We start from the raw sequence: 26,126 nt of genomic DNA on the forward strand, positions 1-26,126 counted from the left end.
ACGAAAAAAAACCGCCGGTGAAGGCGGTTTGATTGCAGAACAGCGATAACAATTACTTGTTGCCGCTGCCTGCATTGCCGGTGCGACGCTGACCTGCATGAGCAGGACGCGAACGTGCCGGACGATTTTCAGCTGAACCGCGGTTTTCTGAACCACGATTTTCTGAGGTACCGCTGCGCTGACCATTCCCGCCCTGACGCGGAGCACCGGAGCGTGGAGCACCAGAACGCGGTGCGCCCGGACGCTGGCCCTGACGTGGCGCGCCACGACCGCCGCCGCCGCTGCCCTGACGACCATTAATGATCGGCTCAGCTTTGATGCTCGGGTCTGGCTCGTAACCTTCCAGCGCGATGCGTGGAATTTCACGTTTCAGCAGGCGCTCGATATCACGCAGCAGTTTGTGTTCGTCAACGCACACCAGAGAAATCGCTTCGCCGGTGGCTTCCGCACGACCGGTACGGCCGATACGGTGAACGTAATCTTCCGGCACGTTTGGCAGCTCGTAGTTCACCACGTGCGGCAGCTGGTCGATATCGAGACCACGCGCAGCGATGTCAGTCGCGACCAGAACACGGATAGAACCGGCTTTGAAATCGGCCAGTGCGCGGGTACGCGCGCCCTGACTTTTGTTGCCGTGAATAGCGGCGGCAGTGATGCCGTCTTTATTCAGCTGCTCAGCCAGATGGTTTGCGCCATGTTTGGTACGGTTGAAGACCAGCACCTGTTTCCAGTCGCCTTCGCCGATCATCTGAGACAGCAATTCTCTTTTACGTTTCTTATCAACAAAGTGAACGCTTTGTTCAATTTGCGCAGAAGCGGTGTTGCGACGCGCCACTTCGACAGAAGCAGGGTTGGTCAGCAACTTGCTCGCCAGACCTTTAATCTCATCAGAGAAGGTCGCGGAGAACAGCAGGTTCTGACGCCTGGCAGGCAGTTTCGCCAGCACGCGACGGATGTCATGAATGAAGCCCATGTCCAGCATGCGGTCAGCTTCGTCCAGCACCAGAATTTCAACCTGAGATAAATCAACAGCACGCTGATGTTCCAGATCCAGCAAACGACCAGGCGTTGCGATCAAAACATCCACACCACCGCGCAGTTTCATCATCTGCGGGTTGATGCTCACACCACCAAATACCACCAGCGAACGCAGGGTCAGGTATTTGCTGTAAGCCTGTACGTTTTCACCAATCTGCGCCGCCAGCTCACGGGTTGGGGTCAGGATCAGCGCACGAACCGGGCGACGTCCTTTGAATTGCGCGTTGGTATGGCTGAGCATATTGAGCAGCGGCAGGGTAAAACCAGCGGTTTTACCGGTACCGGTCTGCGCACTCGCCATCAGGTCACGACCTTCCAGCACGACAGGAATAGCCTGACGCTGAATAGGCGTAGGTTCGCGATAGCCCTGTTCTTCAACAGCACGCAAAATTTCGGCACTTAAGCCGAGGGAATCAAATGACATATAAGGAAAAGCTCCAGTCCACTCTAACCCGAACGGGGTTCGGTGCAGTTTCAAGAGTGGATGATCAGACGAGGCAAATGAGGCATTACCACGAGGATTCGGCACAAACTGCAGTGCGCCAGTTGGGTCGATTCTACCACAGAACGCCGCCGTGCGTGAATTTATCTCCTGCCGGCCTGTAACGGGCGGTTACAGAGGCTGACTCCGGCGACGCTTTCCGGCGGCATAATCTGTCGTGATAATCCCAAATGTTGACACAGGATAATCAATTATAAATCTGATGAATGGGTTCCCACTTTTTGCGTCCCACTTCACAGATTTGATTGCTATGCTTCGTTTCTCACACTCCTCTGTCCATAAGGCTCGCTCGCTGCAACATGGAAACCTGGAAAGTAAATTTAATCTCCGTCTGGCTGGGCTGTTTTTTCACCGGCATGGCGATGAGTCAGATCCTGCCTTTTTTACCGCTTTACATCGAACAGCTTGGCGTCACATCTCATGAATCACTGAGCCTGTGGTCAGGACTGGTGTTCAGCGGTACGTTTCTGGTTTCGGCCATCGTGGCGCCGCTGTGGGGCAGCCTTGCGGATCGTAAAGGCCGCAAGCTGATGTTGCTGCGCGCCGCGCTGGGCATGGCGATTGTCATGATGTTGCAGGGTTTCGCCACCAACGTCTGGCAGCTTTTCATTCTGCGTACGCTGATGGGGCTGACGTCCGGGTATATACCCAATGCGATGGCGCTGGTCGCCTCGCAGGTGCCACGGGATAAAAGCGGCTGGGCGCTGGGCACCTTGTCTACCGGTCAGGTATCTGGTGTGATTATCGGCCCTCTGCTCGGCGGTTTTATGGCTGACCATCTCGGCCTGCGCACGGTATTTTTCGTCACCAGCGGCATGTTGTTTATCAGCTTCCTGATCACATTGTTTCTGATCAAAGAACGCGTAGTGCCGGTGACCAAAGCCAACCGGCTGAGTGGTAAAGCGGTATTCACCACACTGCCTTATCCGTGGCTCATCGTCAGCCTGTTCGTTACCACCATGATGATTCAACTGGCGAACGGTTCCATCAGCCCGATCCTGACGCTGTTTATCCGCGAGATTTCGTCTGACACCAGCAACATCGCGTTTATCAGCGGGGTAATCGCCGCCGTACCGGGCGTTTCCGCGCTGATGGCCGCCCCGAAACTCGGCAAGCTCGGCGACCGCATTGGCGCACACCGTATCCTTATCGCCGCACTGGTCTTTTGCTTCATTCTGTTCTGCCTGATGGCGCTGATTAATACACCGACCCAGCTGGGTATTTTGCGTTTCATGCTCGGTTTCGGTGATGGCGCGCTGATGCCTGCGGTTCAGGCGCTGCTGGTGAAATACAGCAGCGATCAGGTCACAGGCCGGATATTTGGATACAACCAGTCGTTTATGTATCTCGGAAATGTCGTCGGGCCGCTGATTGGCTCCAGTGCTTCTGCCCTGCTCGGCTTCCGGTGGGTGTTTATCGTGACGGCGATTCTGGTGCTGTTTAACACCGTGCAGGTGTGGTGGAGTTTTCGGCGGGTACCGACGGGAAGAGTGCGGATACCGTAAGCCGCGGTATCGGGGCGGTCATGACCATTTGGAAATGGCGGAAACTTTTTGACTTAAAAATTGATCGAGAAAATTTCGGTTTCTTAATGACGTCGTTCATTTAACTTGCTGCGCCGAAACCGACCAGAGGGGAAAGGCTTTTCCCCTCTGAACTCCCCTCGTTTTTTTATTGCGCGCTATCGCAGGCTCGATGGACATATCCTGTCGCATCACCGGGTGGCGCAAAATGTCATCGCTGCGCGATTCCCTCATTTCAGGCTTCGAGCCCTACGTCTCGAACCATTCATTCGGTGCCATTTTTGATCACGCCAATCCACTTTTCTAAAAGATGATAAACAGTCTGCCTTCGAATTTAAGATCGTGCGGGCGATTCAGAAATCTTGCTGAACGGAGCGGCTTCGAGACCTTTGGCTCGAAGACCGAGAGAAGGGACCGCACAGCGGCAAGATTTCCAGCCTGTCTCTGCGGCAACTGAAACATAGCCAGCGAGCGGTAGCGCGCAGTTCAAGACGTGGAGATTCCAAAGAGGGCTCGTCATAGCCCTCTTTGGTCGGTTTCGGCACAGTGAGTTATGCAATCACCGCACGTGAGAAACCGAAACTTTCTCAATCCTTTTTTAAAAGCCGCCCTTTGCCTCGGCTCCGGCATAAAAAAGGGACACTTCTCAGTGCCCCTCTCAAACGTTTGCAATCAAAAACCGTTACCGGCGGTTGCCGAAAATCCGCAACAGCATCAGGAACAGGTTGATGAAATCGAGATACAACGTCAGTGCGCCAACAATGGAGTATTTACGGAAGTTATCGCGATCATCAGCAGACAACTGCGCACCCATGTTTTTCAGCTTCTGTGTGTCATACGCCGTCAGACCGACGAAGATCAACACACCGGCGTAAGAAATGATGTTCGCGAGGCCGGAGCTTTTCAGCCACATGTTCACCAGCGATGCCAGCACCAGGCCGATCAGCGCCATGAACAACATGCTGCCGATACCGGTCAGGTCACGCTTGGTCACGTATCCGTAAACACTCATCGCGCCAAACATACCGGCGGCGACAATGAAGGTACCGAAAATCGAATCACCGGTGTAGACCAGGAAAATACTGGAAAGCGTCAGCCCGGTCAGCGCGGAATACAGCATGAACAGACCGGTGGCGACCGTGCCACTCAGGCGATTCACCATGCCAGAAATCACGAAGACCAGCGCCAGCTGCGCGATGATCAAACCGAAGAAAGTAATCTGGCTGGAGAAAACAAAACTCATGATTTTCTCAGAGCCGGAGGCGTACCAGGCCACAAATGCGGTCAGCAGCAAACCACAGAACATCCAGCCATACACTTGCGCCATGTACGCCTGAATGCCGGTATTCGCGCGTTCAACAATTGAACCGTTACTGCGTGGATATCGATCCATGATGATTACCCTTTTGCATGGAGGACAAAAAATGAGGCCAAAACAGCCTCCCGATTTTTTAAGCGTATCACAGATAGAGAGAAAAGCATGGAAGGTCTGCGTGCGGTTGAGATGCGATTTACCAGCGCGCCGCGGCCTGTTTATCGCTGTCACGGGCATCAACCCAGCGGTCGCCCTCTTCCGTGGCCTCACGCTTCCAGAACGGTGCGCGGGTTTTCAGATGATCCATAATGAATTCATTGGCTTCAAAAGCCATGCCACGATGCGCGCTGGTCACGCCGACAAACACGATTTCATCGCCCGGATACATCGGCCCGACGCGGTGATAAACCGACACGCGTTGCAGTGGCCAGCGGATACGGGCTTCAGCAACAATCTCTGCCAGCGCTTTTTCGGTCATGCCCGGATAATGTTCCAGCGTTAACGCGCTGACATGATTACCCAGATTGTGATTGCGCACTTTGCCGGTAAACGTCACCACAGCACCGTCGGCGTCAGATTGCGCCAGCCAGTTGTACTCATCACCCACGCTGAACGGCGCGGCATCCACAACAATTTTCGTCAGGTCCATCTCAGCCTCCGGTGACCGGTGGGAAGAAGGCCACTTCATCGCCCGCCGTGAGCGGATGCGCCATCGTGGTCAGCGTCTGGTTAACCGCCACCAGTAATTTTCCGGATTCCAGCGCCAGTGCCCAGCGGTCGCCGCGTGCGGTCAGCGAAGCCCGTAATTCTTCCACCGTCGGGAATTCTGCCGCAAGTTGCAGGCTGGAGGTGCCGGTCAGTTCGCGTACCTGCGCGAAGAACAGAACGTCGATCATACTTCCACCTTACCTTCCGCTTTACCTTCCACCTTAAAGTCTCCGGATTTGCCGCCGGTTTTTTCCAGCAGGCGGATCGGGCCGATCACCATATCTTTCTGCACCGCTTTACACATATCGTAAATAGTCAGCGCCGCCACAGAAGCCGCCGTCAGCGCTTCCATTTCCACGCCGGTTTTGCCACTCAGACGGCAGCGGGATTCGATGCGCACGCGATTATGTTCCGGCTGCGCGTCGAGATTCACTTCCACTTTGGTCAGCAACAGCGGATGACACAGCGGGATTAAATCCCAGGTCTTTTTCGCCGCCTGAATGCCGGCGATACGCGCCGTAGCAAACACATCACCTTTGTGGTGGTTGCCGTTAATAATCATCGCCAGCGTACCGGCCGCCATTTCAACAAAGGCTTCGGCTCGCGCTTCGCGAACCGTTTCGGCTTTACCGGAGACATCCACCATGTGCGCGTCGCCGGAAGCATTAATGTGAGTGAGTTCAGACATACTTATTTCTTCAAATGTGGAGTGAAATTGCATGGTCCCTGACGGGCGTCGAGCTGCGCTTCAATGATGTTGTCCCAGGCAGTCTGGCAGGCGCGGGTCGAGCCGGGCATGGCGAAAATTACCGTCTGGTTGGCGATGCCGCCAATGGCGCGCGACTGAATGGTCGAGGTACCGATATCTTCAAATGACACCATGCGGAACAACTCGCCAAAGCCTTCGATTTCGCGGTCAAACAGCGGTTTCAGCGCTTCCGGCGTATTGTTGCCGGCGTTAAAACCGGTACCGCCGTTGATCAGAATCGCCTGGATTTTTTCATCCGCAATCCACGCAGAAACCACGGCGCGGATGCTGTAAATGTTCTCTTTGACGATTTGCTGTGCGACGACGTGATGGCCGCTTTCGGTCACGGCCTCTTTCAGGTAATGCCCGGACGTGTCTTCAGCGTCGGTGCGGCGGTCGGAAACCGTCATGATCGCCACAGATAAAGGCAAAAACTCTTTACTGGCTTTGCTCATCAGTTTGCTCCTTAAACGATTAATGCCGGACTCAGCCGCCGATAAACGACAGGTTCTGGGTAATTCCGGTATTGCCTTCATGCAGGAAGTGAGTTTGTTTTTTGCGGCTCAGGCCGCCCTGAATGCGGTCCATCAGATCGTCCTGCTGCATGTCGTTGGCTAATAAATCACGCAGAGGGATGCCCTGCTCGCCGAAAAGACACAAATGCAGATTGCCGATGGCAGACACGCGCAGCCGGTTACAGCTGGCGCAGAAGTCTTTTTCGTACGGCATGATCAGACCGATTTCACCGAGATAATCCGGATGGCTGAAGACCTGTGCGGGGCCGTCGCTGCGGGAGCGAACCTGCAACTGCCAGCCCTGACGCACCAGCTGTTCGCGAAGCACTTCGCCCGACACGTGATGTTTGCGGAACAGATCGCCGCCGTCGCCGGTTTCCATCAGTTCGATGAAACGCAGTTGGATCGGACGGGTTTTGATCCAGTCGAGGAACGTGTTCAGGCTGGCGTGATTCACATCGCGCATCAGCACGGTGTTAACTTTCACCTTGCTGAAACCGGCGTCAAAAGCCGCGTCGATTCCGGCCATCACATCGCGGAATTTATCCTGACCGGTGATGGCGTGAAACTGGCGGGCGTCGAGACTGTCGACGCTGACGTTGATGTTGGTCAGACCGGCATCGCGCCATTTATCGATATCACGCGCCATGCGATAACCGTTAGTGGTCACCGCGAGGGTTTTGATGGAAGGATTTTCGCGCACTGCGGCAATGATCTCGCAGAAATCGCGGCGCAGCGACGGTTCTCCACCGGTCAGGCGCACTTTTTCTGTCCCTAAGTGAGCGAACGCGCGGCTGACCCGACGGATTTCATCGAGCGAGAGAAAACTTTTATTGCTGTGTCCGTGCGGCTTGTAGCCGTCCGGCAGACAATAGGTGCAACGAAAATTGCACACGTCTGTGATCGACAGCCGCAAGTAATAAAACTTGCGGGCAAAAGCATCAGTAAGTTGAAGCACCTTAACACCTTTCCAGATACGGGAGATGCGGGCATTTCTGCCATACACCCTGGTGACTTTCGTCACGGCCAGGGCTCCATATTGTTTCTGTGGGAACGACGTCAGAAAGGCAACTTAGGAACCAGGGCTAGGAGTTGATTCATCCGATCCATAGCGGAGCGATGATGAATACGGGGGTAACGGGGCATATTCTAACGCCGCAAAGTCCGGATCGCCAAGATGGTTTTTCGTTATGCATTTTGATACATAACGATTTTTCACGACAAAAGACAGCATTTTCAAGGCTAAAAGCGTTTGATTTTGAATACGCTGAGTCTGCAAATGTCGTGCCCTTAAGTGATAACATCTTGTTGCAAAGTTAGGTAAAATCCCCGCAGAAAATTGATTTATATCGCCACTCCCCATCGAAAGGAAAACCATGCGTAACCGAACATTAGCAGACCTCGACCGGGTGGTGGCGTTAGGCGGAGGTCACGGGCTTGGCCGCGTGATGTCCTCCCTCTCCTCTCTCGGCCCGCGTCTGACCGGCATCGTGACCACCACGGATAACGGCGGTTCGACCGGCCGCATACGTCGTTCCGTGGGTGGCATTGCCTGGGGCGATATGCGCAATTGCCTGAATCAGCTGATTACCGAACCGAGTCTGGCCTCCGCGATGTTTGAATATCGCTTCAGCGGGCAGGGCGAACTCGACGGGCATAATCTGGGGAATCTGATGCTGCGCGCGCTCGATCACCTGACCGTGCGTCCGCTTGAAGCGATCAATCTGGTGCGCAGTCTGCTGAAAGTGGATGCCGAATTGATCCCGATGTCAGAACAGCCGGTCGATCTGGCCGCCATTGATGCCAACGGTGAAACGGTTCACGGCGAAGTGAATGTCGATAAACTGACGCAGATCCCGCGAGAACTGCGGCTTGAACCTCAGGTGCCGGCCACGCGCGAAGCATTGCAGGCGATTGCAGAAGCTAATCTGATCCTGATTGGTCCCGGCAGTTTCTTCACCAGCCTGATGCCGCTGTTGCTGATGAATGACCTCACCACAGCGCTGCGTCGCAGCCGTGCGCACATTGTGTATATCGGCAATCTGGGGAAAGAACTCAGCGTCGCCGCGGCGTCTCTGACGCTGGATAACAAACTGGATATGATCGAAACGCGTATTGGCCGCCGTGCGGATGCCGCGATTGTCGGTCCGAAAGTGACTGTTGGCGGAAGCGCCGCTGAACATCTGATTATTCAGAGCCCGCTTGAAGCCAGTGATGTGCCCTATCGCCATGACCGCGATATGTTGCGGGCGGCCATCGAAGAAGCGCTGCAAAAGATGCTCTGATTTACTGAATAGCAGAAACAGGAAAGGCCGCGCGATGCGGCCTTTTTTGCGTCCGGAAACTGAATTTACTGCCAGTCAGCCAGGATCTCAGCGGTAGTTTTCACGGTAACCGGATTCCCCGGCACGGATAACTCACGCCACACTTCATTATGCTGGCCGATCAGTTGCTGCGCCGTCACATGCGTGCGGTCGCCGGTGGTATGCGCGTCCGATGCAACGGTCACGGCATAGCCTTTGCTGGCGGCAACTTTGATGGTGGTATCAACGCAATAATCCGTTGCACAACCACAGACAGTAAAACGGGTCGCGTCCAGTTCCTGCAATACCGCGTCGAGCGTGGTGCGGTAGAAAGAGTCACAGGCGGTTTTGGTGACAGAAACTGCCCCTTCCGGCTGATGAATTTCAGGTAACACTTGCCAGAATTCACTGCCTTCGGTCATTTCACCTTCGGCGTGCTGGATGAAAATAACCCGCCCTGCCCGGTCAATCAGCTGATTAATGCGCTCAGCCCGTCCGCTGCGATCATAACGCGGGGAGGCGAACACCCCGTTTTGCATATCGATTACGATAAGAACCTGTTGCTCTGACACGATCCTCCTCCTCAAATGAACAGAATGAAATGCGCGTAAATTACTTTTTCACCAGCGGATGGTTATTCCACGGGCTGTCAGCAGCCGGTTTGGCGGTACTGACTTTTGGCTTTTGCGGAGCCTGCGCTGAGAGCGGTGTACGGCGCTTGCTGCGGGTCATGTCCGGGCGCAGATGACCTTCGATGAAATCCAGATACAGCGTTTCCACTTCCTTGCGCGCCCAAGGCGTACGGCGCAAGAATTTCAGGCTGGATTTCACACTCGGGTCACTTTTAAAGCAGTTGATATTCACCTGCGAGGCCAGCGCCGGCCAGCCAAAGTTATCCACCAGCGTTGTCAGCAGTTTTTCCAGCGTGACGCCGTGCAGCGGATCTTTCGCTGCGCCAGGATTTTGTGGTGTGTCAGTCATTGGCTCGCTCTTCGTTAAAATGTCTGGGTCATGATTTTTAAGCCGCGCAGTCTACCACCCTTCTCGTTATGAAATCGCAATAAACTGCTCGCGCAAGGCATGCAGTTCGTCGCGGGTGTTTGCTGCTTCTTCGAATTCCAGATTCTGCGCGTGCGCATACATCTTGCTTTCCAGCTCTTTGATGCGTTGCTCCAGCGCTTTCGGCGTAAGCGATTTGAAGGTTTGCGCCGCTTCTGCATCGCGTTTGTCTTTGTTCTTTTTGGTCTTAGGCTGACCGAGTTGCAGGATGTCGGAGATCTTCTTATTCAGCCCCATCGGCGTGATGCCGTTTTCGAGGTTATACGCTTCCTGTTTGGCGCGGCGACGTTCGGTTTCTTCAATGGCGCGGGCCATCGAGTTGGTAATTTTATCACCGTAGAGAATCGCTTTACCGTTGAGGTTACGCGCCGCACGGCCAATGGTCTGGATAAGCGAGCGTTCAGAACGCAGGAAGCCTTCTTTGTCGGCATCCAGAATGGCCACCAGCGACACTTCCGGCATATCCAGCCCTTCTCGCAGTAAGTTGATGCCGACCAGCACATCGAATTCACCCAGCCGCAAATCGCGGATGATCTCCACACGCTCGACGGTATCGATGTCAGAGTGCAGGTAACGTACTTTCTCGCCGTGTTCTTCCAGATACTCGGTCAGGTCTTCTGCCATACGCTTGGTCAGCGTAGTGACCAGCACACGCTCGTTAACCGCCACACGTTTACGGATTTCAGACAGCAAGTCGTCCACCTGGGTGGTCACCGGACGCACTTCGATGATCGGATCCAGCAGACCGGTCGGACGCACCACCTGATCGACCACATCATCACCGGATTTCTCCAGTTCGTATTTACCCGGCGTGGCCGAAACATAAATACTTTGCGGCGCCAGCGCTTCGAATTCCTCAAAGCGCATCGGGCGGTTATCCAGCGCGGAAGGCAGACGGAAACCGTATTCAACCAGCGTTTCTTTACGCGAGCGGTCGCCTTTGTACATCCCGCCGATTTGCGGAATGGTCACGTGGGATTCATCAACAATCAGCAAACCGTCGGCAGGCAGATAGTCGAACAGTGTCGGAGGTGCCTCGCCCGGCCCGCGCCCTGAAAGGTAGCGCGAGTAGTTTTCGATACCGGAGCAATAACCCAGCTCGTTCATCATTTCGAGATCAAACTGGGTGCGCTGACTGATACGCTGTTCTTCCAGCAGTTTGTTATTGGCCAGCAGCACTTTACGGCGATCCGCCAGTTCGACTTTGATTTCTTCCATCGCCTGCACGATACGTTCGCGAGGGGTCACGTAGTGCGTTTTCGGGTAGATGGTGAAACGCGGCACTTCGTGCTGCACCTGACCGGTCAGCGGATCAAACAGCGACAGACGTTCGACTTCCTGATCGAACAGTTCGATGCGCAGCGCCAGATCGTCAGATTCTGCCGGGAACACATCAATGACTTCACCGCGCACGCGGAAAGTACTGCGCTGGAAAGCCTGATCGTTACGGGAATATTGCAGCTCCGCCAGACGCCGCAAGATGGCTCGCTGATCGATAATCATCCCTTTGGTCAGATGCAGCATCATCTTAAGATACAAGTCCGGGTCACCCAGACCGTAGATGGCAGAAACTGACGCTACCACGATGACATCCCGGCGTTCCAGCAGGGCTTTAGTCGCGGAAAGACGCATTTGCTCAATGTGTTCGTTCACTGAGGCGTCTTTTTCAATAAACGTGTCTGAGCTCGGGACATAGGCCTCGGGCTGATAGTAATCGTAGTAGGAGACAAAATATTCAACCGCGTTCTCCGGAAAGAACTCTTTCATCTCGCCATAAAGCTGCGCCGCGAGCGTTTTGTTCGGGGCGAGCACCATCGTCGGACGGTTCAGGTCAGCAATCACATTCGCCACGGTAAAAGTTTTGCCTGAACCGGTCACCCCGAGCAACGTCTGGTGCGCCAGCCCGTTCTCCAGCCCTTCTTCCAGGCGGCGTATCGCCTCAGGCTGATCGCCTGAAGGTTTAAATTCGGAATGCAGTTTGAACTCTTTACTCATGACGGGCTACCTGACTGAAATGAAAATGCACAAGGCCGTACGGGCTGAACCGGTGAACAGTTCGGGGAAAAATAGTATGAAAGACTTCGCAAATTTTGCCAGCCCAAATTTTACCGCCGTTATAATACTGTATATAAAACCAGCCTCCAACCGATAAAATCAGCGCCTCTTTTAACATCTTGCTGACACTGCACTTTTTTAGGTTACGGCAAATGAAAATTCTCACCATCAGTTGACATTTTTATCCCGATATTTATCTCTATTCCCTTTCTGACAACAGCTTGACGAAAATTGACACAACGATGACGAACGAATTACGCCTGTATTGCTTTTATCTAACTTATTGATTAAAAACAGTATCATCAAAAAGCTGCGAATACGGGCAAACTGAGCGGAGGCCGCATTCTGACTCGGCTGTAGCAACTTTTCTTACTCTCATGCACAAGGTTATCCACAGGAATAGTGGATAAGTCTCAGCACACCAGGCGCGGCGGGAGTTGGTAAAAAACCAGTTTTTGCTTCGTCAGCGTCTGAGAGCTCTTTTTTAGTTATTTTTTATCTTTTTTATCTCCTTATTTATGCCTATTTCCCCTGGATTTACCGGCTGATCTTTCTTGCAAAAATCAAAAGTGCATCTGATGAGGATTATCCAGCTTCCGAACGGCGCAAACCTTGCACCAAAATCAGTGAAACCGGCACTGCCAAAGTGCAGTTTTCTTTTACAAGGGCTCACGCCGAATCTCAAAATCCTGACAATACACTTGAATAATCCTAAATCATTCGTGCGAAGCCTGTTAACAGCCACGTAACGTCTCTTTTTATCACTGCCTGATAAAACTTGGCCTGAGAGTTGCAAATTCACTCTTTGAAGAGATTTCGTGAAGGATTCCCCTGTAGAACGCACATACAGCGGAACATAAATGTCAGAAACATGACAGTGGCCGTCAAAATGCAGTCCGGTGAAAAGCTCCATGAGGGAGGTATGTCTGATGTTAAGTGTAAAATCCGTTAATCAGTACTATGGGCAAAAACATATTCTTTGGGACATCAATCTCGAACTGTACCGCGGGCAATGCACCTGCCTGATCGGGCGAAATGGCGTGGGCAAAACGACGCTGGTCAATTGCATCATGGGCCATCTTCCGGTGAAAAGCGGCGCCATTTCCTGGCAATCGCGTGATGAAGAGCCGCAAAGTCTGCTGAATCTGCCAGTGGAAAGCCGCGCACAGATGGGTATCGGTTATGTGCCTCAGGGGCGGCAGATCTTTTCGCAGATGAGTGTCGATGAAAACCTGCAAATCGCCATGATGGCGAGCCGGAATAAGACGCGTCGGGTGCCTGAAGAAGTCTATGACCTGTTTCCGGCGTTAAAAGAGATGGGCACGCGTAAGGCGGGAGAGCTTGATGAAAGCCAGCAGCAACAGCTGGCGATCAGCCGGGCGCTGGTTCAGGAGCCCGAATTACTGATACTGGATGAACCGACCGAGCACACCAGCGCGTCGATGGCGGCGAATATGGGCAACATTATTCACCGCCTGAACCGGGATCTGGGTCTGACATTGTTGCTGGTCGGCCACAAACTGCCGTTCATCCGCAGCGTCGCCGACCGGTTCTGTCTGGTCGATGGCGGCCGCGATGTCGCACAGGGCACGCTGGCACAGCTCGACGATCAGTTAATCAAAAACTATCTGACGGTCTGACGTTTCATGCCGTCAGACGGTCAAGATCAAGATATTGTCCCAGATTAACGTCCAGTCCGGCGCTCAGGTACGGGATCTCGCCCAGCAGCGGCGCAGGCAGCATACGCGTGAGCGTATCCATATACGCCTGATGATGCTTCCCCGTTTCCTGCACGTCGTTGGCTATCCAGCCCGCCAGATGCAATCCGCTTTGTGCGATGGCCTGCGCCGTCAGCACCGCGTGGTTAATGCAGCCGAGGCGCATTCCCACCACTAACACCACCGGCAACTGCTCGGCGATAACCCAGTCAGCAAAGGTATAATCCGCGGTCAGCGGCGTATACCAGCCGCCCGCGCCTTCCACAATCACCCAGTCCGCCAGCGGTTCCAGATGACGTAAACCTGCGGATAACACCTGCGGGTCAACCGGACGCTTTTCCAGTTCGCTGACGATGTGCGGAGAGGTTGGTTCGATAAAAGTGCACGGGTTCACTTCGTCATAACGCAGACCCACGGTGCTGTAAGCCTGCAACGCCAGAGCATCACTGTTACGTGGCCCTTCGGCGGTCATTTCACTGCCAGATGCCACCGGTTTGTATCCGGCTGTTGTGTGTCCGGCACATGCGGCGGCCTGCAAGAAAGCGGTGGTCGCGACGGTTTTCCCGACTTCAGTGTCGGTGCCGGTAATGAAGTATTTTTGTTTCATGATTTATTTTAATAAACGTCTGGTGTTGGTTGGCTCCCTCCCCGCATTGAAATCAGGTTTTGCTCCTCCCCCTGCGAAGGGGGAGGTCGGGAGGGGGTTTTAAAGACGACTCCAGAGTTGCCATTAATATCCCACCCCAGCCCTCCCCTTCGCAGAGGAGGGAGCAGACCACGCCTGTTTCAAACCTGGGAGGAGCTTTGTTAACGTGGGATAAGTTCTTCGACCTGCAAAATGCCGTAGACCAGCCGGTAGTTGAGCGGCAGGATGCCGTCGCGCCGGACGTAGTGTTTTTCCAGCAATTGCAGACGTTCGCGTCCGCCCAGACCGCCGAGGCGGCCATTTTTGATATGCGTCGCGCCGATGCCTTTCAGCGAGCGCATCAGTGACATCACATCGGGGAATTCGGCCACGTGGTCGCTGAAGGTCACTTCGTGGCGATACGGTGCGCAGGCTTCAGCGATTTTGTCCGGCGTCAGAAACTGGTTCACGTGACGGCGGCCATCGACTTTCATCCATGCCGCAGCCAGTTCGTTAAGCGAACCTTCCGCCAGCGTGGAAAACAGTACCAGCCCGCCGTTGCGGGTGACGCGGTGCATTTCTTCCAGCGCGCGCGGCAACGCGTTACACCACTGCACCGCCAGATTGCTGAAACAAATGTCGACAGAATTGTCGGCGAACGGCAAACGTTCGATGTCGCCCGGCACGTATTCATCGGCGGAATCCAGCTCACGGGCACGATCTAACATGCCGCTGGAGAGATCCAGCGCAATAACCTTTTTGCCCTGCGCCTTCCAGTGACGGCTGAAATAACCTGTGCCGCAGCCCGCATCGACGACCAGATTACCGGCGTCTTTAAGATACGGCGCTGCCAGCGCCAGTAATTCCTCGCCTACATCACGCTGCAATTGTGCGGCGTTTTCATAACTGATGGCGGCGCGACTGAACGCGTCGGCCACCGCTTGTTTGTTCACTAATTCAGTGACTGCACCCATGAAGGGACTCCAGCAAAAAATCGATATCTTCCGGCTCATGCGCCGCCGTCAGGGTAATACGCAACCGCGCACTGCCCGGCGGCACCGTCGGCGGACGGATGGCGCTGATCCACAACCCGTGTTCACGCAACGCCGAAGCCAAGTCCAGCGCTGGCTGATTCTCACCCACAATAACGGGCTGAATAGCGGTCTGTGAAGAGGTCAGCTGATAAGGTAAACCAGCGGCACCCGCGCGAAAACGGGCAATATTGGCCGCCAGTTTATCACGCAAGTCGTCACCCTGCCGGACTCGTGCCAGCACAGCCTGTAACGCACACACCTGTGCGGCGGGCATCGCCGTGCTGTAAATCAGATGACGGGCGAACTGCAACAGATAATCCGCAGTCGCATCATCACACAGCACTGCCGCCCCGCTGCAGCCGAACGCTTTTCCGAATGTGACGACCAGCAGCTCCGGCCGCACGCCCTGCTGCCAGCAACTTCCGCGTCCTTCCTCGCCGGTCACGCCCACGCCGTGCGCATCATCCACCATCAGCCAGCTGCCGTGCGTTTTCGACAAATTATGCAGCTCAGCTAATGGCGCAGCGTCACCGTCCATACTGAACACGCCTTCCGTCACCACCAGCGTTTCACCGCTCACCGGCTTTTCCAGCAGACGCTGCAGGAAATCCGGCTGATTGTGATGAAAACGCCGTAATTGCGAAGGCGCATGTGCCGCGGCTTCCAGTAAAGACGCATGACTGAGTTTGTCGGCCAGCACGCGATCCTCAGCCTGCATCAGCGCGGCAAGGATCGCCTGATTGGCGGCAAAACCGGAGATAAACAACAACGCACGCGGATAACCCTGCCAGTCCGCCAGTTGCTGTTCAAACTCGGCATGCGCCTGACTGTAACCGGTGACGTGCCCGGACCCGCCGCTGCCGACGCCATATTTCACCGCGCCCTGCTGCCACGCGGCGATCACATCTCGGTTCTGGCTCAGGCCGAGATAATCATTGCCCGAAAAATTCAGATAACGCCGCTCGCCCTGCGTCAGAAAACGCGCGCTGCCGCCCTCATTTGGCTGGCGCACACGAAATGCCGCCGCCTGTTTACGCGCCGCGACAGCTTCGTTGATCCGCGTTTGCCAGCTCACCGGTTATACCGCCGCGTTGTAGAACTGATCGGTATCAGCATGAACCAGTTGTTCGGCCAGCGCGGCCTGTTGCTGGTTGTCGCCCATTTCTGTTTCGAAGGACTGAGGATTCAGCCCAAGTTTGCCAAACAGAATTAAGTCTTTATCTTCCGCCGGATTCGGCGTGGTCAGCAGTTTGCAGCCGTAGAAAATCGAGTTAGCACCGGCCATAAAGCACATCGCCTGCGTCTGCTCGCTCATCTGCTCGCGACCTGCGGAAAGACGCACGTAAGATTGCGGCATCATGATGCGCGCCACGGCGATGGTGCGGATGAAATCGAACGGATCCACATCGTCATTATCGGCCAGCGGCGTGCCTTTGACTTTCACCAGCATGTTGATCGGCACGCTTTCCGGCGGTACCGGCAAGTTCGCCAGTTGCATCAGCAAACCGGCGCGATCTTTGACCGTTTCGCCCAGCCCGACAATTCCGCCGGAACAGACTTTAATGCCCGCACCGCGCACTTCCGCCAGCGTATCCAGACGTTCCTGATAGCTGCGGGTGGTGATAATGCTGCCGTAAAATTCCGGCGAGGTATCGAGGTTATGGTTGTAGAAATCCAGACCAGCGTGCGCCAGACGCTGCGCCTGCGTGGTGTTCAGCGTGCCGAGCGTCATGCAGGTTTCCATGCCCATTTCCTTCACGCCCTGCACCATTTGTTCGAGATACGGCATGTCACGGTCGTGCGGGTTTTTCCACGCGGCGCCCATGCAGAAACGGGTCGAACCGGCGGCTTTCGCCTGACGGGCAGATTCCAGCACCTGTTCCACCTGCATCAGACGTTCAGATTCCAGCCCCGTTTTGTAACGGGAACTCTGTGGGCAGTATTTACAGTCTTCCGGACAGGCGCCGGTTTTAATCGACAGCAAGGTGCTGACCTGCACCTGACGCGGGTCAAAATGCTGACGGTGAATTTGCTGAGCTTCGAACATCAGCTCCAGGAACGGCTTATCGAACAGAGCCTGCGTTTTTTCCAGCGTCCAGTGGGACATGACGACATCTCCAAATAATGCAACCAGAATGATTTTGGGGTTAATGTTTTATGATTAGTAAACCATTTTTAATTTGTTTTGGTTTACCGTCAACGTTAAAATTATTTTTTAGTTTACAACTTAGCTCCCGCAGGACTTATTTATGACACCCGCCGATATTGAATTCGATCAGCGCCACATCTGGCATCCGTACACTTCGATGACCAAACCGCTGCCCGCGTATGCCGTGGAATCCGCGTCCGGCGTGATGTTGCAACTCGCCGATGGACGTCAGCTGGTTGACGGCATGTCATCCTGGTGGGCAGCGATCCACGGATACAATCACCCGCAGCTCAATCAGGCCGCAGTCGAACAAATCGGCAAAATGTCACATGTGATGTTTGGCGGGATCACGCATCCGTCGGCGATTGCGCTGTCGCGCCGTCTGGTGGAAATGACGCCTGCCGGACTGGAATGCGTGTTTCTGGCGGATTCGGGTTCGGTTGCCGTCGAAGTGGCGCTGAAAATGGCGATGCAATACTGGCAGGCGCGCGGCGAAAAACGTCAGACCTTGCTGACGCTGCGCAACGGCTATCACGGCGATACCTTTGGCGCGATGTCAGTGTGCGATCCGCAAAATTCGATGCACAGTTTGTATCAGGGATATCTGCCGCAGCATCTGTTTGCCGATGCGCCGCAAAGCCGCTTTGACGGCGAATGGGATGAAACGGATATCGCGCCCTTCGCCAAAATGCTCGACGAGAACCACAGCAAAATCGCCGCCGTCATTCTGGAACCGGTGGTTCAGGGCGCGGGTGGAATGCGGATCTACCATCCGTTGTATCTCAAACGCGTGCGCAAGTTATGCGACGAATACGGCGTGCTGCTGATTGCCGATGAAATTGCCACCGGATTTGGCCGTACCGGCAAGCTGTTTGCCTGCGATCACGCCGGGATTTCGCCGGATATTCTGTGTCTCGGCAAAGCGCTGACCGGCGGCTATATGACGCTTTCGGCTACCTTAACCACCCGTCATGTGGCAGAGGTGATCAGTAACGGTGAGGCGGGATGTTTCATGCATGGCCCGACCTTTATGGGCAATCCGCTGGCCTGCGCGGTCGCCAATGCCAGCCTGCGGTTGTTAGCTGAAAACCGCTGGCAGGCACAGGTTCTGAATATAGAGAAACAACTGAAAGCCGAATTAAAGCCACTGGCAGAACATCCGGCCGTCGCCGACGTGCGGGTGCTGGGCGCAATTGGGGTGGTGGAGATGCGCCAGCCGGTGAATATGGCGCAGTTGCAGCAACACTTCGTTGCGCAAGGCGTGTGGATCCGTCCGTTCGGCAAGCTGATTTACCTGATGCCGCCGTACATCATTTCGGCAGAAGAGTTGAGCAAACTGACCAGCACCATTGCCAGCGCGCTGGCTGCGCTGTACTGATCAGTTTGCGCTGACTAACCGGTGTGACGTCGATAACAGCGCGCTCAGCTTTTCCCGGCTGAGCCGCACTTCTTCATTGAGAAAATCAATCGCTACTTTTAGTGCGGGCGTCGGATTTTCCGGATACAGCAACGTATAAGATGCGCCGCTCGCCACGCACAGCGGGAACGGTGCGACAATCCGCCCCGCCTGCAAATCGTCCTCAATTAATGTCAGATCGCCAATCGCCACGCCGTATCCCTGCAACGCAGAATTAATGGCCAAATCCAGCGTATCGAAATGCTGGGATTTGGCTGAAGGCAGCCCCTGAACGCCCTCTTCCCGCAGCCATAACAACCAGTCGCGACGATCCCGCGTCGGGTGCAACAGTGTTTTATCCTCAAGATCTGCCACCGCAGTTTGCCCTTTATGACGCGGCAAAAAATCAGGCACACAGACCGGTGTCAGCACTTCATCAAACAAATGATGTGCCCGGCGCGATGATTCCGGCGGACGGCCAAAGACTACGGCAGCATCAAAATGCTCACTGCTGAAATCCACGCCGTGGGCGATGGATGCCGTCAGTTCAATCTGCATATCCGGGCGATCATTTTGCAGCTGGATAACGCGCGGCAGCAGCCAGCGCATCGAACAGGTCGGGCATTTAATCCGCAGCGTATCCGGGTGCGAACCGACGCGTTTCAGGGCTTCCCCCATCAGCGCCAGCGCCTGTTGTACCGGCGGTAAAAGTTGCGCCCCGCGCGGGGTCAGCGTCAGTCCTCTGGCCTGACGCAAAAACAACGGATAGCCCAGCGTGGACTCAAGCCCGGTTATCTGGCGGCTGACCGCGCCCTGCGTGATATGCAACAACGAGGCGGCATGGGTCAGATTTAGCGTCTGCGCTACAACCGCGAAGGTTTTCAGCACGTTGAGCGAAGGCAAATTCAGGTACGGCAGTTCAGGCGAAAAGCTCACTGTTACCTCGTTATAAACGTCATTAAGCCATGACTTCAGATCATAACGAGTATGACAAACTTTCCATTGTCGGCACAGGGGAACTGTTGCTTAATCATTCAAACCCTGTTTTACCTTCTTATGGCCGCCCGGCCTGTATTTTTTGGGGAAATGCTATGAAGAGCGCCATGTCGCCGCAGTCTAAATTACCGGACGTCGGCACCACTATTTTTACCGTCATCGGCCAGCTCAGCGCCGAGCATAATGCCCTGAATTTATCGCAAGGTGCGCCGAACTTTTCCTGTCAGCCCGCGCTGATTGAAAGTGTGGCTAAAGCCATGCGCGAAGGTCATAACCAGTACGCGCCGATGAGCGGCGTGGCGGCCTTACGTCATGCGCTTTCTGCCAAAGCCGAAGCACTTTACGGCTGCAAATATGACGCCGACAGTGAAGTGACCGTGGTTGCCAGCGCCAGCGAAGGCCTGTATTCCGCCATCAGTGCGCTGGTACATCCGGGCGATGAGGTCATTTATTTTGAACCGTCGTTTGACAGCTACGCACCGATTGTCCGTTTGCAGGGGGCGAAACCGGTGGCCATCGGCCTGTCGATGGACGATTTCAGTATCGACTGGGATCAGGTTGCCAGCGCCATCAACAGCCGCACGCGAATGATCATCATTAACAGCCCGCACAACCCGACCGGCGCCATTTTTACGGATTTTGATATCGAGCGTCTGACCGCGCTGACCAAAGACACCGGCATCGTGATTTTGTCCGACGAAGTGTATGAGCACGTAGTGTTCGACGGTGAGCGCCACGAAAGCATGGCCTGCCATCCGCAACTGGCAGAACGCAGTGTGATTGTGTCGTCGTTCGGCAAAACTTATCACGTCACCGGCTGGCGCGTGGGCTATTGCCTGGCACCGGCAGAGCTGATGAGTGAAATCCGTAAAGTGCATCAGTTTATGATGTTCTCCGCGGATACGCCGATGCAGGTGGCTTTCGCCGAAGCACTGGCTGATCCGCAAAGTTATTTAGGTCTGGCAGATTTTTATCAGCAAAAGCGCGACCTGCTGGCCGAAGCACTCAGTGAATCCCGCTTTGAATTACTGCCAAGCCGTGGCAGCTTCTTTATGCTGGCGCGTTTTAGTCATTTCAGCCCGCTGACTGACGACGAATTTGTGCTGAGCCTGATCCGCGATCATCAGATTGCCACCATTCCGCTCTCGGCTTTTTATAGCAATAACAAACCCACCGGGCTTATCCGCCTGAGTTTCGCCAAAGACAACGACACGCTGTACGAAGGCGCACGCCGCCTGTGTCGCGTCTGAGCCTTTGCATTTATATACATCACGCTGGGGAATTGTGAATAATGAAAAAGTTAAAAATCGCATTGCTGTTAGGTTGTGCCGTGGCTTCTTTCTCCGCACTGGCGGACGGTTCCACACTCAAATTTGGTCTGGAAGCGCAATATCCGCCGTTTGAATCCAAGAGCGCGACCGGTGAGTTACAAGGTTTTGATATCGATCTGGGCAACGCCGTCTGCGCCGCTGCCAGCGTGAAATGCGAATGGTTTGATACCTCATTCGACGGCCTGATTGCAGCATTGCAGGCGCGTAAATTTGATGCGATCAACTCAGCCATGAACGTGACAGAAAAACGTCGTCAGGCGATTGATTTCACCAACGTGATTTACCGCGTACCGAGCAAACTGATTGCGAAGAAAGATTCCGGCCTGCTGCCAACGGTTGAGTCGCTGAAAGGCAAACATATCGGCGTGTTGCAGGGTTCGATTCAGGAAAGCTACGCGCAGGCACACTGGGCACCGAAAGGCGTAGATATCGTCTCTTATCAGGATCAGAATCAGGTTTATCTGGATCTGTCCTCCGGTCGCCTTGATGGCACTTTAGTACTGGCGCCAGCCGGTCAGAGCGGGTTCCTGTCGCGTCCGGACGGTAAAGATTATGGCTTTGTCGGCGACGCCGTGCGGGATGACAAAATCCTCGGCAGCGGTATCGCATTCGGCCTGCGCAAAGGCGATACCCAGCTGAAAGAGAAGCTGGATACGGCGATCGCTAAAGTGCAAAAAGATGGCGTGGTGAAAGAGCTTTCGAAGAAATACTTTGGCGATATTGATGTGAGCGTGAAGTAAAGCCGCCGGAAAGACAGGTTTTGCTTTTGCTCCTTTGAAGGGGGAGTCTGGGAGGGAGTTTTAAGGGCTAAAACCTTATCAAAGAAAACTTCAACTCATTGATTTTTCTTTAATACCCCACCCCATCCCTCCCCTTCGCAGGGGAGGGAGCCGTTCTCAGTTTTAATTAATCTCGGTGTATCGGCTCGGCCAGATGGTTTCGGCTTTTACGCCAATCGCATCAGCGATCAGTCTTTCCCCTTTCGGCCATTTACGGGTCAAGGCGTTTGAGAGCGTCGAAGAGCTTAAACCTGCGCGGCGTGAGACAGCCGCCATTGTGGTGCCCTTCTTTTTGATTGCCGCAATGATATCGGCCTGATGCCAGTCTTTGTTCATGCGATCACCTCACCGGAGGCATACAGTGAGCAGCGCAGCATCTCGAACCGTTCCCACAAGATATACGTGATGATCTCTTTTATCTTTCTGTCATGCAGCGTCATCAGGGTGAAATTCAGCGCCATGCACTGATCGCAAAGTTCATCGGGTTCGAGATCGGCGTAATCAAATAAGCCGTCGTCCATCGGGATCCCCAAATTCTTGCGATGCTCGGGGATGGGTTGCGATAACGTCGCTTCAAGGTATTCAAGCTCGTTTTGCAGCATGATGCAAAGTCTGTCCTGCGAACCTCTGTTTTGCGGGTTCACCAGCGCATTCGCCAGCAAACGACAGCGATCGGTGAGTGTCCATGAATCGGGGGATGTTTCGTTGGTATCTATTGTCTTCATTGACTGGACCTATGGCAGATTGCATATCTGCTACCGCCTAGCTCCTACGCAACAGGCGGTAACTCAGGCGGGAGTAGGAGATCGGTCTACCTTCCGACCAGCCCGAAGGCTGCCCCGCCTGAGTCACCTGAACAATATACGTTAAAAAACGTTTTATAAAGGTGATACAAAGCGATAGCACACAATGCAGTGCTACGGCAGAAACCAGGCTCCTACACCCGACTGCGGATTTTGCCGCAGCGAGCAGACAATAACTGGATATCCACACATTAAAAATGGGCAAATCGCGCAGATGAGATACTGCTTCCAAGGAGTTTTTATGGCTTGCAGTAATTTGCAATCGGCTTCCTGTACGGCAGTGAAAGCAAAGCTGTTTGCGCAGAGACATGTCTTCGATTTCTAAGCTGCCTGTACGGCAGTGAACAACAGATACAGGCGCGATTAAGGCTGGCTTGTTTTCTAAGCTGCCTGTACGGCAGTGAATTTAAAAATACCGGTTTTCACCTGCCCGATTTTTTTCTAAGCTGCCTGTACGGCAGTGAACCGGTCACTCGCGAGCAGCTGGAACAAATTTCTTTTCTAAGCTGCCTGTACGGCAGTGAACAGTTGGTTTTTCAGGTTTACGCTTTGAACTGCAAAAGATTATCCCTTTATGGGATGAAATACCCTCTTTTTTGTGTAGCTCGCGTGATTCAGTAAAATCAAGGAGTTAGAGATGGTGCAAAAAAGAGGGTCAGTTCTGAAAGGCCATTTATACCCCACCCCAGCCCTTCCCTTCGCAGGGGTGGGAGCAGAACGGTGCCCTGTTTCTTTACTGCGAAGGACGAGGTTGCTCAATACTCCGAATTCACAATCACTTCTTCGCCAAATACACCGGCCTGCGGCAATGGTTTGTAGCTTGAGTTAGAGGCGCGCAGTACGCGAATGCCCCTCGCGCTCACGGCCTGGGCGGCAGTGATATCGTTGTCAGAATCTCCGTAGAATATTTTAATCTGTTTGTCTTTCAGCCACTGAACTTTGGTGTTCTGCCCGGCTTTGTCACCGGCAAAAATCACCGGATTCACTTTGTCCTGTGGGATCTGGAAATCGTTCTGCAAGGTTTTGGTCACAGTTTCCGTTTTGGTTTCACTGCGTCCCGTTACAAAGTAAATGCTGTCGCCACGCTTGAGGTGCATGGCAATCAGGCTCTTTGCCACCTCTTTTGGCATGCTGAATTCATCCCAACCGTTATTCATTTTTTCCCAAAATTGCGGATTTTTCAGGTAATCCTGTTTACCCGGTGAAAACTCGACCTGACCGCGGTAAAAACCCGGCGAGGAGAACAGCACGGTGTCATCAATATCAAAACCCACCGCCATCGGCGTGCGGCCGCTGAGGCTGTTTTCAATCTGAGCAACAGACACCCAGTGAACTGGAGCTTGCTGCGCGAGTTGCGCGACATTCACACCCGGATAAAGCGGTGCAGGCGTGGCGTCTTTAGCGACAGCAGACTGATTCAGGCTGAGCAGCAGGAAGATGGCACTCAGTGCCAGAGGCGTTTTACGCATTCGGATCCCTTTTTTATGCTTATTAATCTTGCAGATAAAGTGGAGCAACAGGTCAAAAATCTTAACGACCATACCTGCGCAACCTGCAGATTTAAAGGAATTTTCCGGCGGATGTCATAGGAAAAGATGATGGTCACATTTCAGGGTAAAACCGTCTGAATTTTTCCAACATGGCATAAAGCGCTTGGTTCGAAAACTGTTTAGCGTCCTATACTTATTCCCAATTACGTTAGCTTTTAACTTTCTTATAAGAAAACGAAAAGGAATGACTATGCCCCAGTTACAGTCTGAAAACCGCCGCATCGTGCTGGCTTCACGTCCTCACGGTAAACCTGTCGATGATAATTTCCGTCTGGAAAAAGCCCCGTTACCGCAAGCCAAAGACGGCCAGTTATTGCTGCGCACCGTCTGGCTTTCGCTCGATCCATACATGCGCGGAAGGATGAGCGATGCGCCTTCGTACGCCGCGCCGGTACAAATCGGTGAAGTGATGACCGGCGGCGCAGTTTCCCGCGTGGTGGAATCCAATAGCCCGGATTTCAAAGCCGGTGATTTAGTGGTCGGCAGCACCGGCTGGCAGGATTATTCCGTGGCTGATGCTAAAGCAGTGAAGAAACTGGAAGGCGCAGCACTCAAACAGCCTTCCCTGGCGCTGGGTGTTTTGGGTATGCCCGGCTTCACGGCCTTTATGGGTCTGCTGGATATCGGCGAACCTAAACCGGGCGAAACGCTGGTGGTCGCTGCGGCAACCGGTCCGGTCGGCTCGCTGGTCGGGCAGATTGGTAAAATCAAAGGCTGTCGCGTGGTGGGGATTGCCGGTGGCGAAGAGAAATGCCGCTATGCGGTCGAACATTTCGGCTTTGATGAATGTCTGGATCACCGCGCGCCGGATCTGGATGAACGCCTGAAAGCGGCCTGTCCGGACGGTATCGACGTGTATTTCGAAAACGTCGGTGGCGCGGTATTCGACGCGGTGCTGCCGCTGCTTAACACCAAAGCACGTATTCCGGTGTGCGGACTGGTTTCGCAGTACAACGCGACCGGGCTCAAAGACGGGCAAGATCGCTTGTCACTGCTGACCGGAACTATCCTGAAGAAACGCATGCGCGTGCAGGGCTTCATTATTTTTGATGATTACGGCCATCGTTATCCTGAGTTTGCAAAACAGATGAGCGAATGGTTTGAAGCAGGAAAAATCAAATTCCGCGAAGATGTTGTGGAAGGATTAGAGAACGCGCCGCAGGCGTTCTTTGGCCTGCTGGAAGGTAAAAACTTTGGCAAACTGGTCGTTCGTGTCGGTCAGGACTGATCTCTCTTTAACGTCAGCTGACGGCAACTTCAGCTGACGACGTCCACAGGAGGTAACATGAAATTACTGATTGTATTGACATCACACGATAAGCTCGGCGAAACAGGTAAGAAAACAGGTTTCTGGCTCGAAGAATTTACCGCGCCGTATTATGAGTTTCTGGATGCAGGCGCTGAACTGACGCTGGCCTCCCCCAAAGGCGGGCAACCGCCGCTGGATCCCAAAAGCTCTGAGCCGGATGCCCAGACAGAAACCACGGCGCGTTTTCACAAGGATGACAACGCCAGACAGGCGCTGGCAAATACCGTGAAACTCAGTGACGTCAGCGCTGATGACTTTGATGCCGTTTTCTATCCCGGCGGTCACGGGCCGTTGTGGGATCTGGCGGAAGATGCGGATTCTATTGCGCTGATCGAGGCGTTCTGGAATGCCGGCAAACCGGTTTCTGCCGTCTGTCATGCGCCGGGTGTTTTGCGTAATGTCCTGATTGATGGCACGCCGCTGGTCAAAGACAAACGCGTGACCGGTTTTAGTAACAGCGAAGAAGACGCCGTCGGCCTGACCGATATCGTGCCCTTCCTGGTCGAGGATGAGCTTAAGAAAAATGGCGGTGATTACAGCAAAGCCGCAGACTGGCGTTCTTATGCCATCACCGACGGCAAGCTGATTACCGGCCAGAATCCCGCCTCTTCCAAAGCGGTCGCACAGGCCTTGCTGAAAATGCTGGGCGGGGCTGAAATCAGTAAGTAAT

General features: G+C 54.1%; 27 protein-coding genes and 1 riboswitch. Of the genes, 8 read left to right on the plus strand and 19 right to left on the minus strand.

The genetic code is table 11. The features are described 5' to 3' along the window. Positions 1–52: 52 nt before the first annotated feature. The gene (gene rhlE / locus ACM615_RS08530; RefSeq protein ID WP_113877892.1) at positions 53–1,462 is read right to left on the minus strand and encodes an ATP-dependent RNA helicase RhlE; all 1,410 of its coding nucleotides are present in this window, start codon (positions 1,460–1,462) and stop codon (positions 53–55) included. Positions 1,463–1,839: 377 nt separating this feature from the next. On the opposite strand from rhlE, the gene mdtG reads away from it, so the two are divergent. Continuing rightward, on the plus strand, positions 1,840–3,045 hold the full coding sequence (gene mdtG, locus ACM615_RS08535) for a multidrug efflux MFS transporter MdtG (protein WP_129638414.1): 1,206 nt from the start codon (positions 1,840–1,842) through the stop codon (positions 3,043–3,045). 700 nt (positions 3,046–3,745) lie between these two features. Here mdtG and ACM615_RS08540 read toward each other — a convergent pair. The 6 genes from ACM615_RS08540 to moaA form a co-directional block, all read right to left on the minus strand. After that, the gene (locus ACM615_RS08540) at positions 3,746–4,456 is read right to left on the minus strand and encodes a Bax inhibitor-1/YccA family protein (RefSeq protein WP_013576373.1); all 711 of its coding nucleotides are present in this window, start codon (positions 4,454–4,456) and stop codon (positions 3,746–3,748) included. 118 nt (positions 4,457–4,574) lie between these two features. Further along, positions 4,575–5,027, minus strand: coding sequence for a molybdopterin synthase catalytic subunit MoaE (gene moaE / locus ACM615_RS08545; protein WP_431011767.1), 453 nt, complete (start codon positions 5,025–5,027; stop codon positions 4,575–4,577). 1 nt (position 5,028) lies between these two features. Next, positions 5,029–5,274: a molybdopterin synthase sulfur carrier subunit gene (gene moaD, locus ACM615_RS08550; RefSeq protein WP_113877895.1), complete on the minus strand. Its 246-nt coding sequence runs from the start codon at positions 5,272–5,274 to the stop codon at positions 5,029–5,031. Continuing rightward, positions 5,271–5,774: a cyclic pyranopterin monophosphate synthase MoaC gene (gene moaC / locus ACM615_RS08555; RefSeq protein WP_129638413.1), complete on the minus strand. Its 504-nt coding sequence runs from the start codon at positions 5,772–5,774 to the stop codon at positions 5,271–5,273. Before moaC ends, moaD begins: the two co-directional genes overlap by 4 nt. Before the next feature lie 2 nt (positions 5,775–5,776). After that, a complete protein-coding gene (moaB, locus tag ACM615_RS08560) occupies positions 5,777–6,289 on the minus strand; it encodes a molybdenum cofactor biosynthesis protein B (protein ID WP_112291715.1) in 513 nt (170 codons plus the stop codon). Between the two features lie 31 nt (positions 6,290–6,320). Next, positions 6,321–7,307 (minus strand): GTP 3',8-cyclase MoaA, encoded by a 987-nt coding sequence (moaA, locus tag ACM615_RS08565; protein WP_112291713.1) that lies wholly within the window; start codon positions 7,305–7,307, stop codon positions 6,321–6,323. Further along, positions 7,297–7,453: riboswitch (molybdenum cofactor riboswitch) on the minus strand. Its footprint overlaps the gene before it by 11 nt. A gap of 272 nt (positions 7,454–7,725) precedes the next feature. Between moaA and ACM615_RS08570 the strand changes: the two genes are divergently transcribed. Next, positions 7,726–8,634, plus strand: a complete 909-nt coding sequence (locus tag ACM615_RS08570) for a gluconeogenesis factor YvcK family protein (RefSeq protein WP_112291711.1) — start codon at positions 7,726–7,728, stop codon at positions 8,632–8,634. Between the two features lie 65 nt (positions 8,635–8,699). Here ACM615_RS08570 and ACM615_RS08575 read toward each other — a convergent pair whose 3' ends face one another. From ACM615_RS08575 to ACM615_RS08590, 4 genes are all read right to left on the minus strand, one after another. After that, entirely contained in the window at positions 8,700–9,224 is a 525-nt protein-coding gene (locus ACM615_RS08575; RefSeq protein WP_431011768.1) for an isochorismatase family protein, read from the minus strand. 40 nt (positions 9,225–9,264) lie between these two features. Next, positions 9,265–9,633: a VF530 family DNA-binding protein gene (locus tag ACM615_RS08580; RefSeq protein ID WP_013576381.1), complete on the minus strand. Its 369-nt coding sequence runs from the start codon at positions 9,631–9,633 to the stop codon at positions 9,265–9,267. 66 nt (positions 9,634–9,699) lie between these two features. Then, positions 9,700–11,706 (minus strand): excinuclease ABC subunit UvrB, encoded by a 2,007-nt coding sequence (uvrB, locus tag ACM615_RS08585; RefSeq protein ID WP_112291709.1) that lies wholly within the window; start codon positions 11,704–11,706, stop codon positions 9,700–9,702. Between the two features lie 544 nt (positions 11,707–12,250). Next, positions 12,251–12,679 carry a hypothetical protein gene (locus tag ACM615_RS08590; RefSeq protein ID WP_113877900.1) on the minus strand — a complete coding sequence of 143 codons (429 nt, stop codon included), beginning with the start codon at positions 12,677–12,679 and terminating at the stop codon, positions 12,251–12,253. A 16-nt stretch (positions 12,680–12,695) separates the two neighbouring features. Here ACM615_RS08590 and ACM615_RS08595 point away from each other — a divergent pair, with 16 nt between their 5' ends. Then, complete coding sequence (locus ACM615_RS08595; RefSeq protein ID WP_113877901.1) at positions 12,696–13,406, plus strand: ABC transporter ATP-binding protein; 711 nt, start codon at positions 12,696–12,698, stop codon at positions 13,404–13,406. 4 nt (positions 13,407–13,410) lie between these two features. On the opposite strand, the gene bioD is transcribed toward ACM615_RS08595, so the two are convergent. From bioD to bioB, 4 genes are all read right to left on the minus strand, one after another. Then, a complete protein-coding gene (gene bioD, locus ACM615_RS08600) occupies positions 13,411–14,091 on the minus strand; it encodes a dethiobiotin synthase (RefSeq protein WP_112291703.1) in 681 nt (226 codons plus the stop codon). A 200-nt stretch (positions 14,092–14,291) separates the two neighbouring features. Continuing rightward, positions 14,292–15,083 carry a malonyl-ACP O-methyltransferase BioC gene (gene bioC, locus ACM615_RS08605; RefSeq protein ID WP_113877902.1) on the minus strand — a complete coding sequence of 264 codons (792 nt, stop codon included), beginning with the start codon at positions 15,081–15,083 and terminating at the stop codon, positions 14,292–14,294. Next, positions 15,067–16,218: an 8-amino-7-oxononanoate synthase gene (gene bioF, locus ACM615_RS08610; RefSeq protein ID WP_431011769.1), complete on the minus strand. Its 1,152-nt coding sequence runs from the start codon at positions 16,216–16,218 to the stop codon at positions 15,067–15,069. The genes bioC and bioF overlap by 17 nt, the downstream gene beginning before the upstream one ends. 3 nt (positions 16,219–16,221) lie before the next feature. Beyond that, complete coding sequence (gene bioB / locus ACM615_RS08615; RefSeq protein ID WP_113877904.1) at positions 16,222–17,250, minus strand: biotin synthase BioB; 1,029 nt, start codon at positions 17,248–17,250, stop codon at positions 16,222–16,224. Positions 17,251–17,392: 142 nt separating this feature from the next. Here bioB and bioA point away from each other — a divergent pair, with 142 nt between their 5' ends. Continuing rightward, complete coding sequence (gene bioA / locus ACM615_RS08620; protein WP_431011770.1) at positions 17,393–18,670, plus strand: adenosylmethionine--8-amino-7-oxononanoate transaminase; 1,278 nt, start codon at positions 17,393–17,395, stop codon at positions 18,668–18,670. Here the strand turns inward: bioA and ACM615_RS08625 are convergent, their stop codons facing one another. Continuing rightward, complete coding sequence (locus ACM615_RS08625) at positions 18,671–19,624, minus strand: LysR substrate-binding domain-containing protein (protein ID WP_431011771.1); 954 nt, start codon at positions 19,622–19,624, stop codon at positions 18,671–18,673. A gap of 155 nt (positions 19,625–19,779) precedes the next feature. On the opposite strand from ACM615_RS08625, the gene ACM615_RS08630 reads away from it, so the two are divergent. Next, complete coding sequence (locus ACM615_RS08630; RefSeq protein WP_431011772.1) at positions 19,780–20,934, plus strand: methionine aminotransferase; 1,155 nt, start codon at positions 19,780–19,782, stop codon at positions 20,932–20,934. A gap of 41 nt (positions 20,935–20,975) precedes the next feature. After that, entirely contained in the window at positions 20,976–21,755 is a 780-nt protein-coding gene (locus ACM615_RS08635) for an ABC transporter substrate-binding protein (RefSeq protein ID WP_112291422.1), read from the plus strand. Positions 21,756–21,917: 162 nt separating this feature from the next. On the opposite strand, the gene ACM615_RS08640 is transcribed toward ACM615_RS08635, so the two are convergent. The 3 genes from ACM615_RS08640 to aphA form a co-directional block, all read right to left on the minus strand. Then, positions 21,918–22,130, minus strand: a complete 213-nt coding sequence (locus ACM615_RS08640; protein ID WP_129638403.1) for a helix-turn-helix domain-containing protein — start codon at positions 22,128–22,130, stop codon at positions 21,918–21,920. Then, the gene (locus ACM615_RS08645; protein WP_132965206.1) at positions 22,127–22,519 is read right to left on the minus strand and encodes a hypothetical protein; all 393 of its coding nucleotides are present in this window, start codon (positions 22,517–22,519) and stop codon (positions 22,127–22,129) included. The genes ACM615_RS08640 and ACM615_RS08645 overlap by 4 nt, the downstream gene beginning before the upstream one ends. 833 nt (positions 22,520–23,352) lie before the next feature. Then, a complete protein-coding gene (gene aphA, locus ACM615_RS08650; protein ID WP_431011773.1) occupies positions 23,353–24,066 on the minus strand; it encodes an acid phosphatase AphA in 714 nt (237 codons plus the stop codon). 271 nt (positions 24,067–24,337) lie between these two features. Between aphA and ACM615_RS08655 the strand changes: the two genes are divergently transcribed. Beyond that, entirely contained in the window at positions 24,338–25,375 is a 1,038-nt protein-coding gene (locus tag ACM615_RS08655; protein ID WP_129638401.1) for an NADP-dependent oxidoreductase, read from the plus strand. Between the two features lie 57 nt (positions 25,376–25,432). Beyond that, on the plus strand, positions 25,433–26,125 hold the full coding sequence (locus ACM615_RS08660; protein ID WP_431011774.1) for a type 1 glutamine amidotransferase domain-containing protein: 693 nt from the start codon (positions 25,433–25,435) through the stop codon (positions 26,123–26,125). The last annotated feature ends 1 nt before the right edge of the window (position 26,126 follow it).

The organism is Rahnella sp. PAMC25617, assembly GCF_050606005.1.
GTDB lineage: Bacteria > Pseudomonadota > Gammaproteobacteria > Enterobacterales > Enterobacteriaceae > Rahnella > Rahnella variigena.

Bases quoted from the DNA above. Each gene is read 5' to 3' on its own strand.
- rhlE (WP_113877892.1), bottom strand. From the start codon at position 1,462: ATGTCATTTGATTCCCTCGGCTTAAGTGCCGAAATTTTGCGTGCTGTT.
- mdtG (WP_129638414.1), top strand. From the start codon at position 1,840: ATGGAAACCTGGAAAGTAAATTTAATCTCCGTCTGGCTGGGCTGTTTT.
- ACM615_RS08540 (WP_013576373.1), bottom strand. From the start codon at position 4,456: ATGGATCGATATCCACGCAGTAACGGTTCAATTGTTGAACGCGCGAAT.
- moaE (WP_431011767.1), bottom strand. From the start codon at position 5,027: ATGGACCTGACGAAAATTGTTGTGGATGCCGCGCCGTTCAGCGTGGGT.
- moaD (WP_113877895.1), bottom strand. From the start codon at position 5,274: ATGATCGACGTTCTGTTCTTCGCGCAGGTACGCGAACTGACCGGCACC.
- moaC (WP_129638413.1), bottom strand. From the start codon at position 5,774: ATGTCTGAACTCACTCACATTAATGCTTCCGGCGACGCGCACATGGTG.
- moaB (WP_112291715.1), bottom strand. From the start codon at position 6,289: ATGAGCAAAGCCAGTAAAGAGTTTTTGCCTTTATCTGTGGCGATCATG.
- ACM615_RS08570 (WP_112291711.1), top strand. From the start codon at position 7,726: ATGCGTAACCGAACATTAGCAGACCTCGACCGGGTGGTGGCGTTAGGC.
- ACM615_RS08580 (WP_013576381.1), bottom strand. From the start codon at position 9,633: ATGACTGACACACCACAAAATCCTGGCGCAGCGAAAGATCCGCTGCAC.
- uvrB (WP_112291709.1), bottom strand. From the start codon at position 11,706: ATGAGTAAAGAGTTCAAACTGCATTCCGAATTTAAACCTTCAGGCGAT.
- ACM615_RS08590 (WP_113877900.1), bottom strand. From the start codon at position 12,679: ATGGAGCTTTTCACCGGACTGCATTTTGACGGCCACTGTCATGTTTCT.
- ACM615_RS08595 (WP_113877901.1), top strand. From the start codon at position 12,696: ATGTTAAGTGTAAAATCCGTTAATCAGTACTATGGGCAAAAACATATT.
- bioD (WP_112291703.1), bottom strand. From the start codon at position 14,091: ATGAAACAAAAATACTTCATTACCGGCACCGACACTGAAGTCGGGAAA.
- bioC (WP_113877902.1), bottom strand. From the start codon at position 15,083: ATGGGTGCAGTCACTGAATTAGTGAACAAACAAGCGGTGGCCGACGCG.
- bioB (WP_113877904.1), bottom strand. From the start codon at position 17,250: ATGTCCCACTGGACGCTGGAAAAAACGCAGGCTCTGTTCGATAAGCCG.
- bioA (WP_431011770.1), top strand. From the start codon at position 17,393: ATGACACCCGCCGATATTGAATTCGATCAGCGCCACATCTGGCATCCG.
- ACM615_RS08630 (WP_431011772.1), top strand. From the start codon at position 19,780: ATGAAGAGCGCCATGTCGCCGCAGTCTAAATTACCGGACGTCGGCACC.
- ACM615_RS08635 (WP_112291422.1), top strand. From the start codon at position 20,976: ATGAAAAAGTTAAAAATCGCATTGCTGTTAGGTTGTGCCGTGGCTTCT.
- ACM615_RS08640 (WP_129638403.1), bottom strand. From the start codon at position 22,130: ATGAACAAAGACTGGCATCAGGCCGATATCATTGCGGCAATCAAAAAG.
- ACM615_RS08645 (WP_132965206.1), bottom strand. From the start codon at position 22,519: ATGAAGACAATAGATACCAACGAAACATCCCCCGATTCATGGACACTC.
- aphA (WP_431011773.1), bottom strand. From the start codon at position 24,066: ATGCGTAAAACGCCTCTGGCACTGAGTGCCATCTTCCTGCTGCTCAGC.
- ACM615_RS08655 (WP_129638401.1), top strand. From the start codon at position 24,338: ATGCCCCAGTTACAGTCTGAAAACCGCCGCATCGTGCTGGCTTCACGT.
- ACM615_RS08660 (WP_431011774.1), top strand. From the start codon at position 25,433: ATGAAATTACTGATTGTATTGACATCACACGATAAGCTCGGCGAAACA.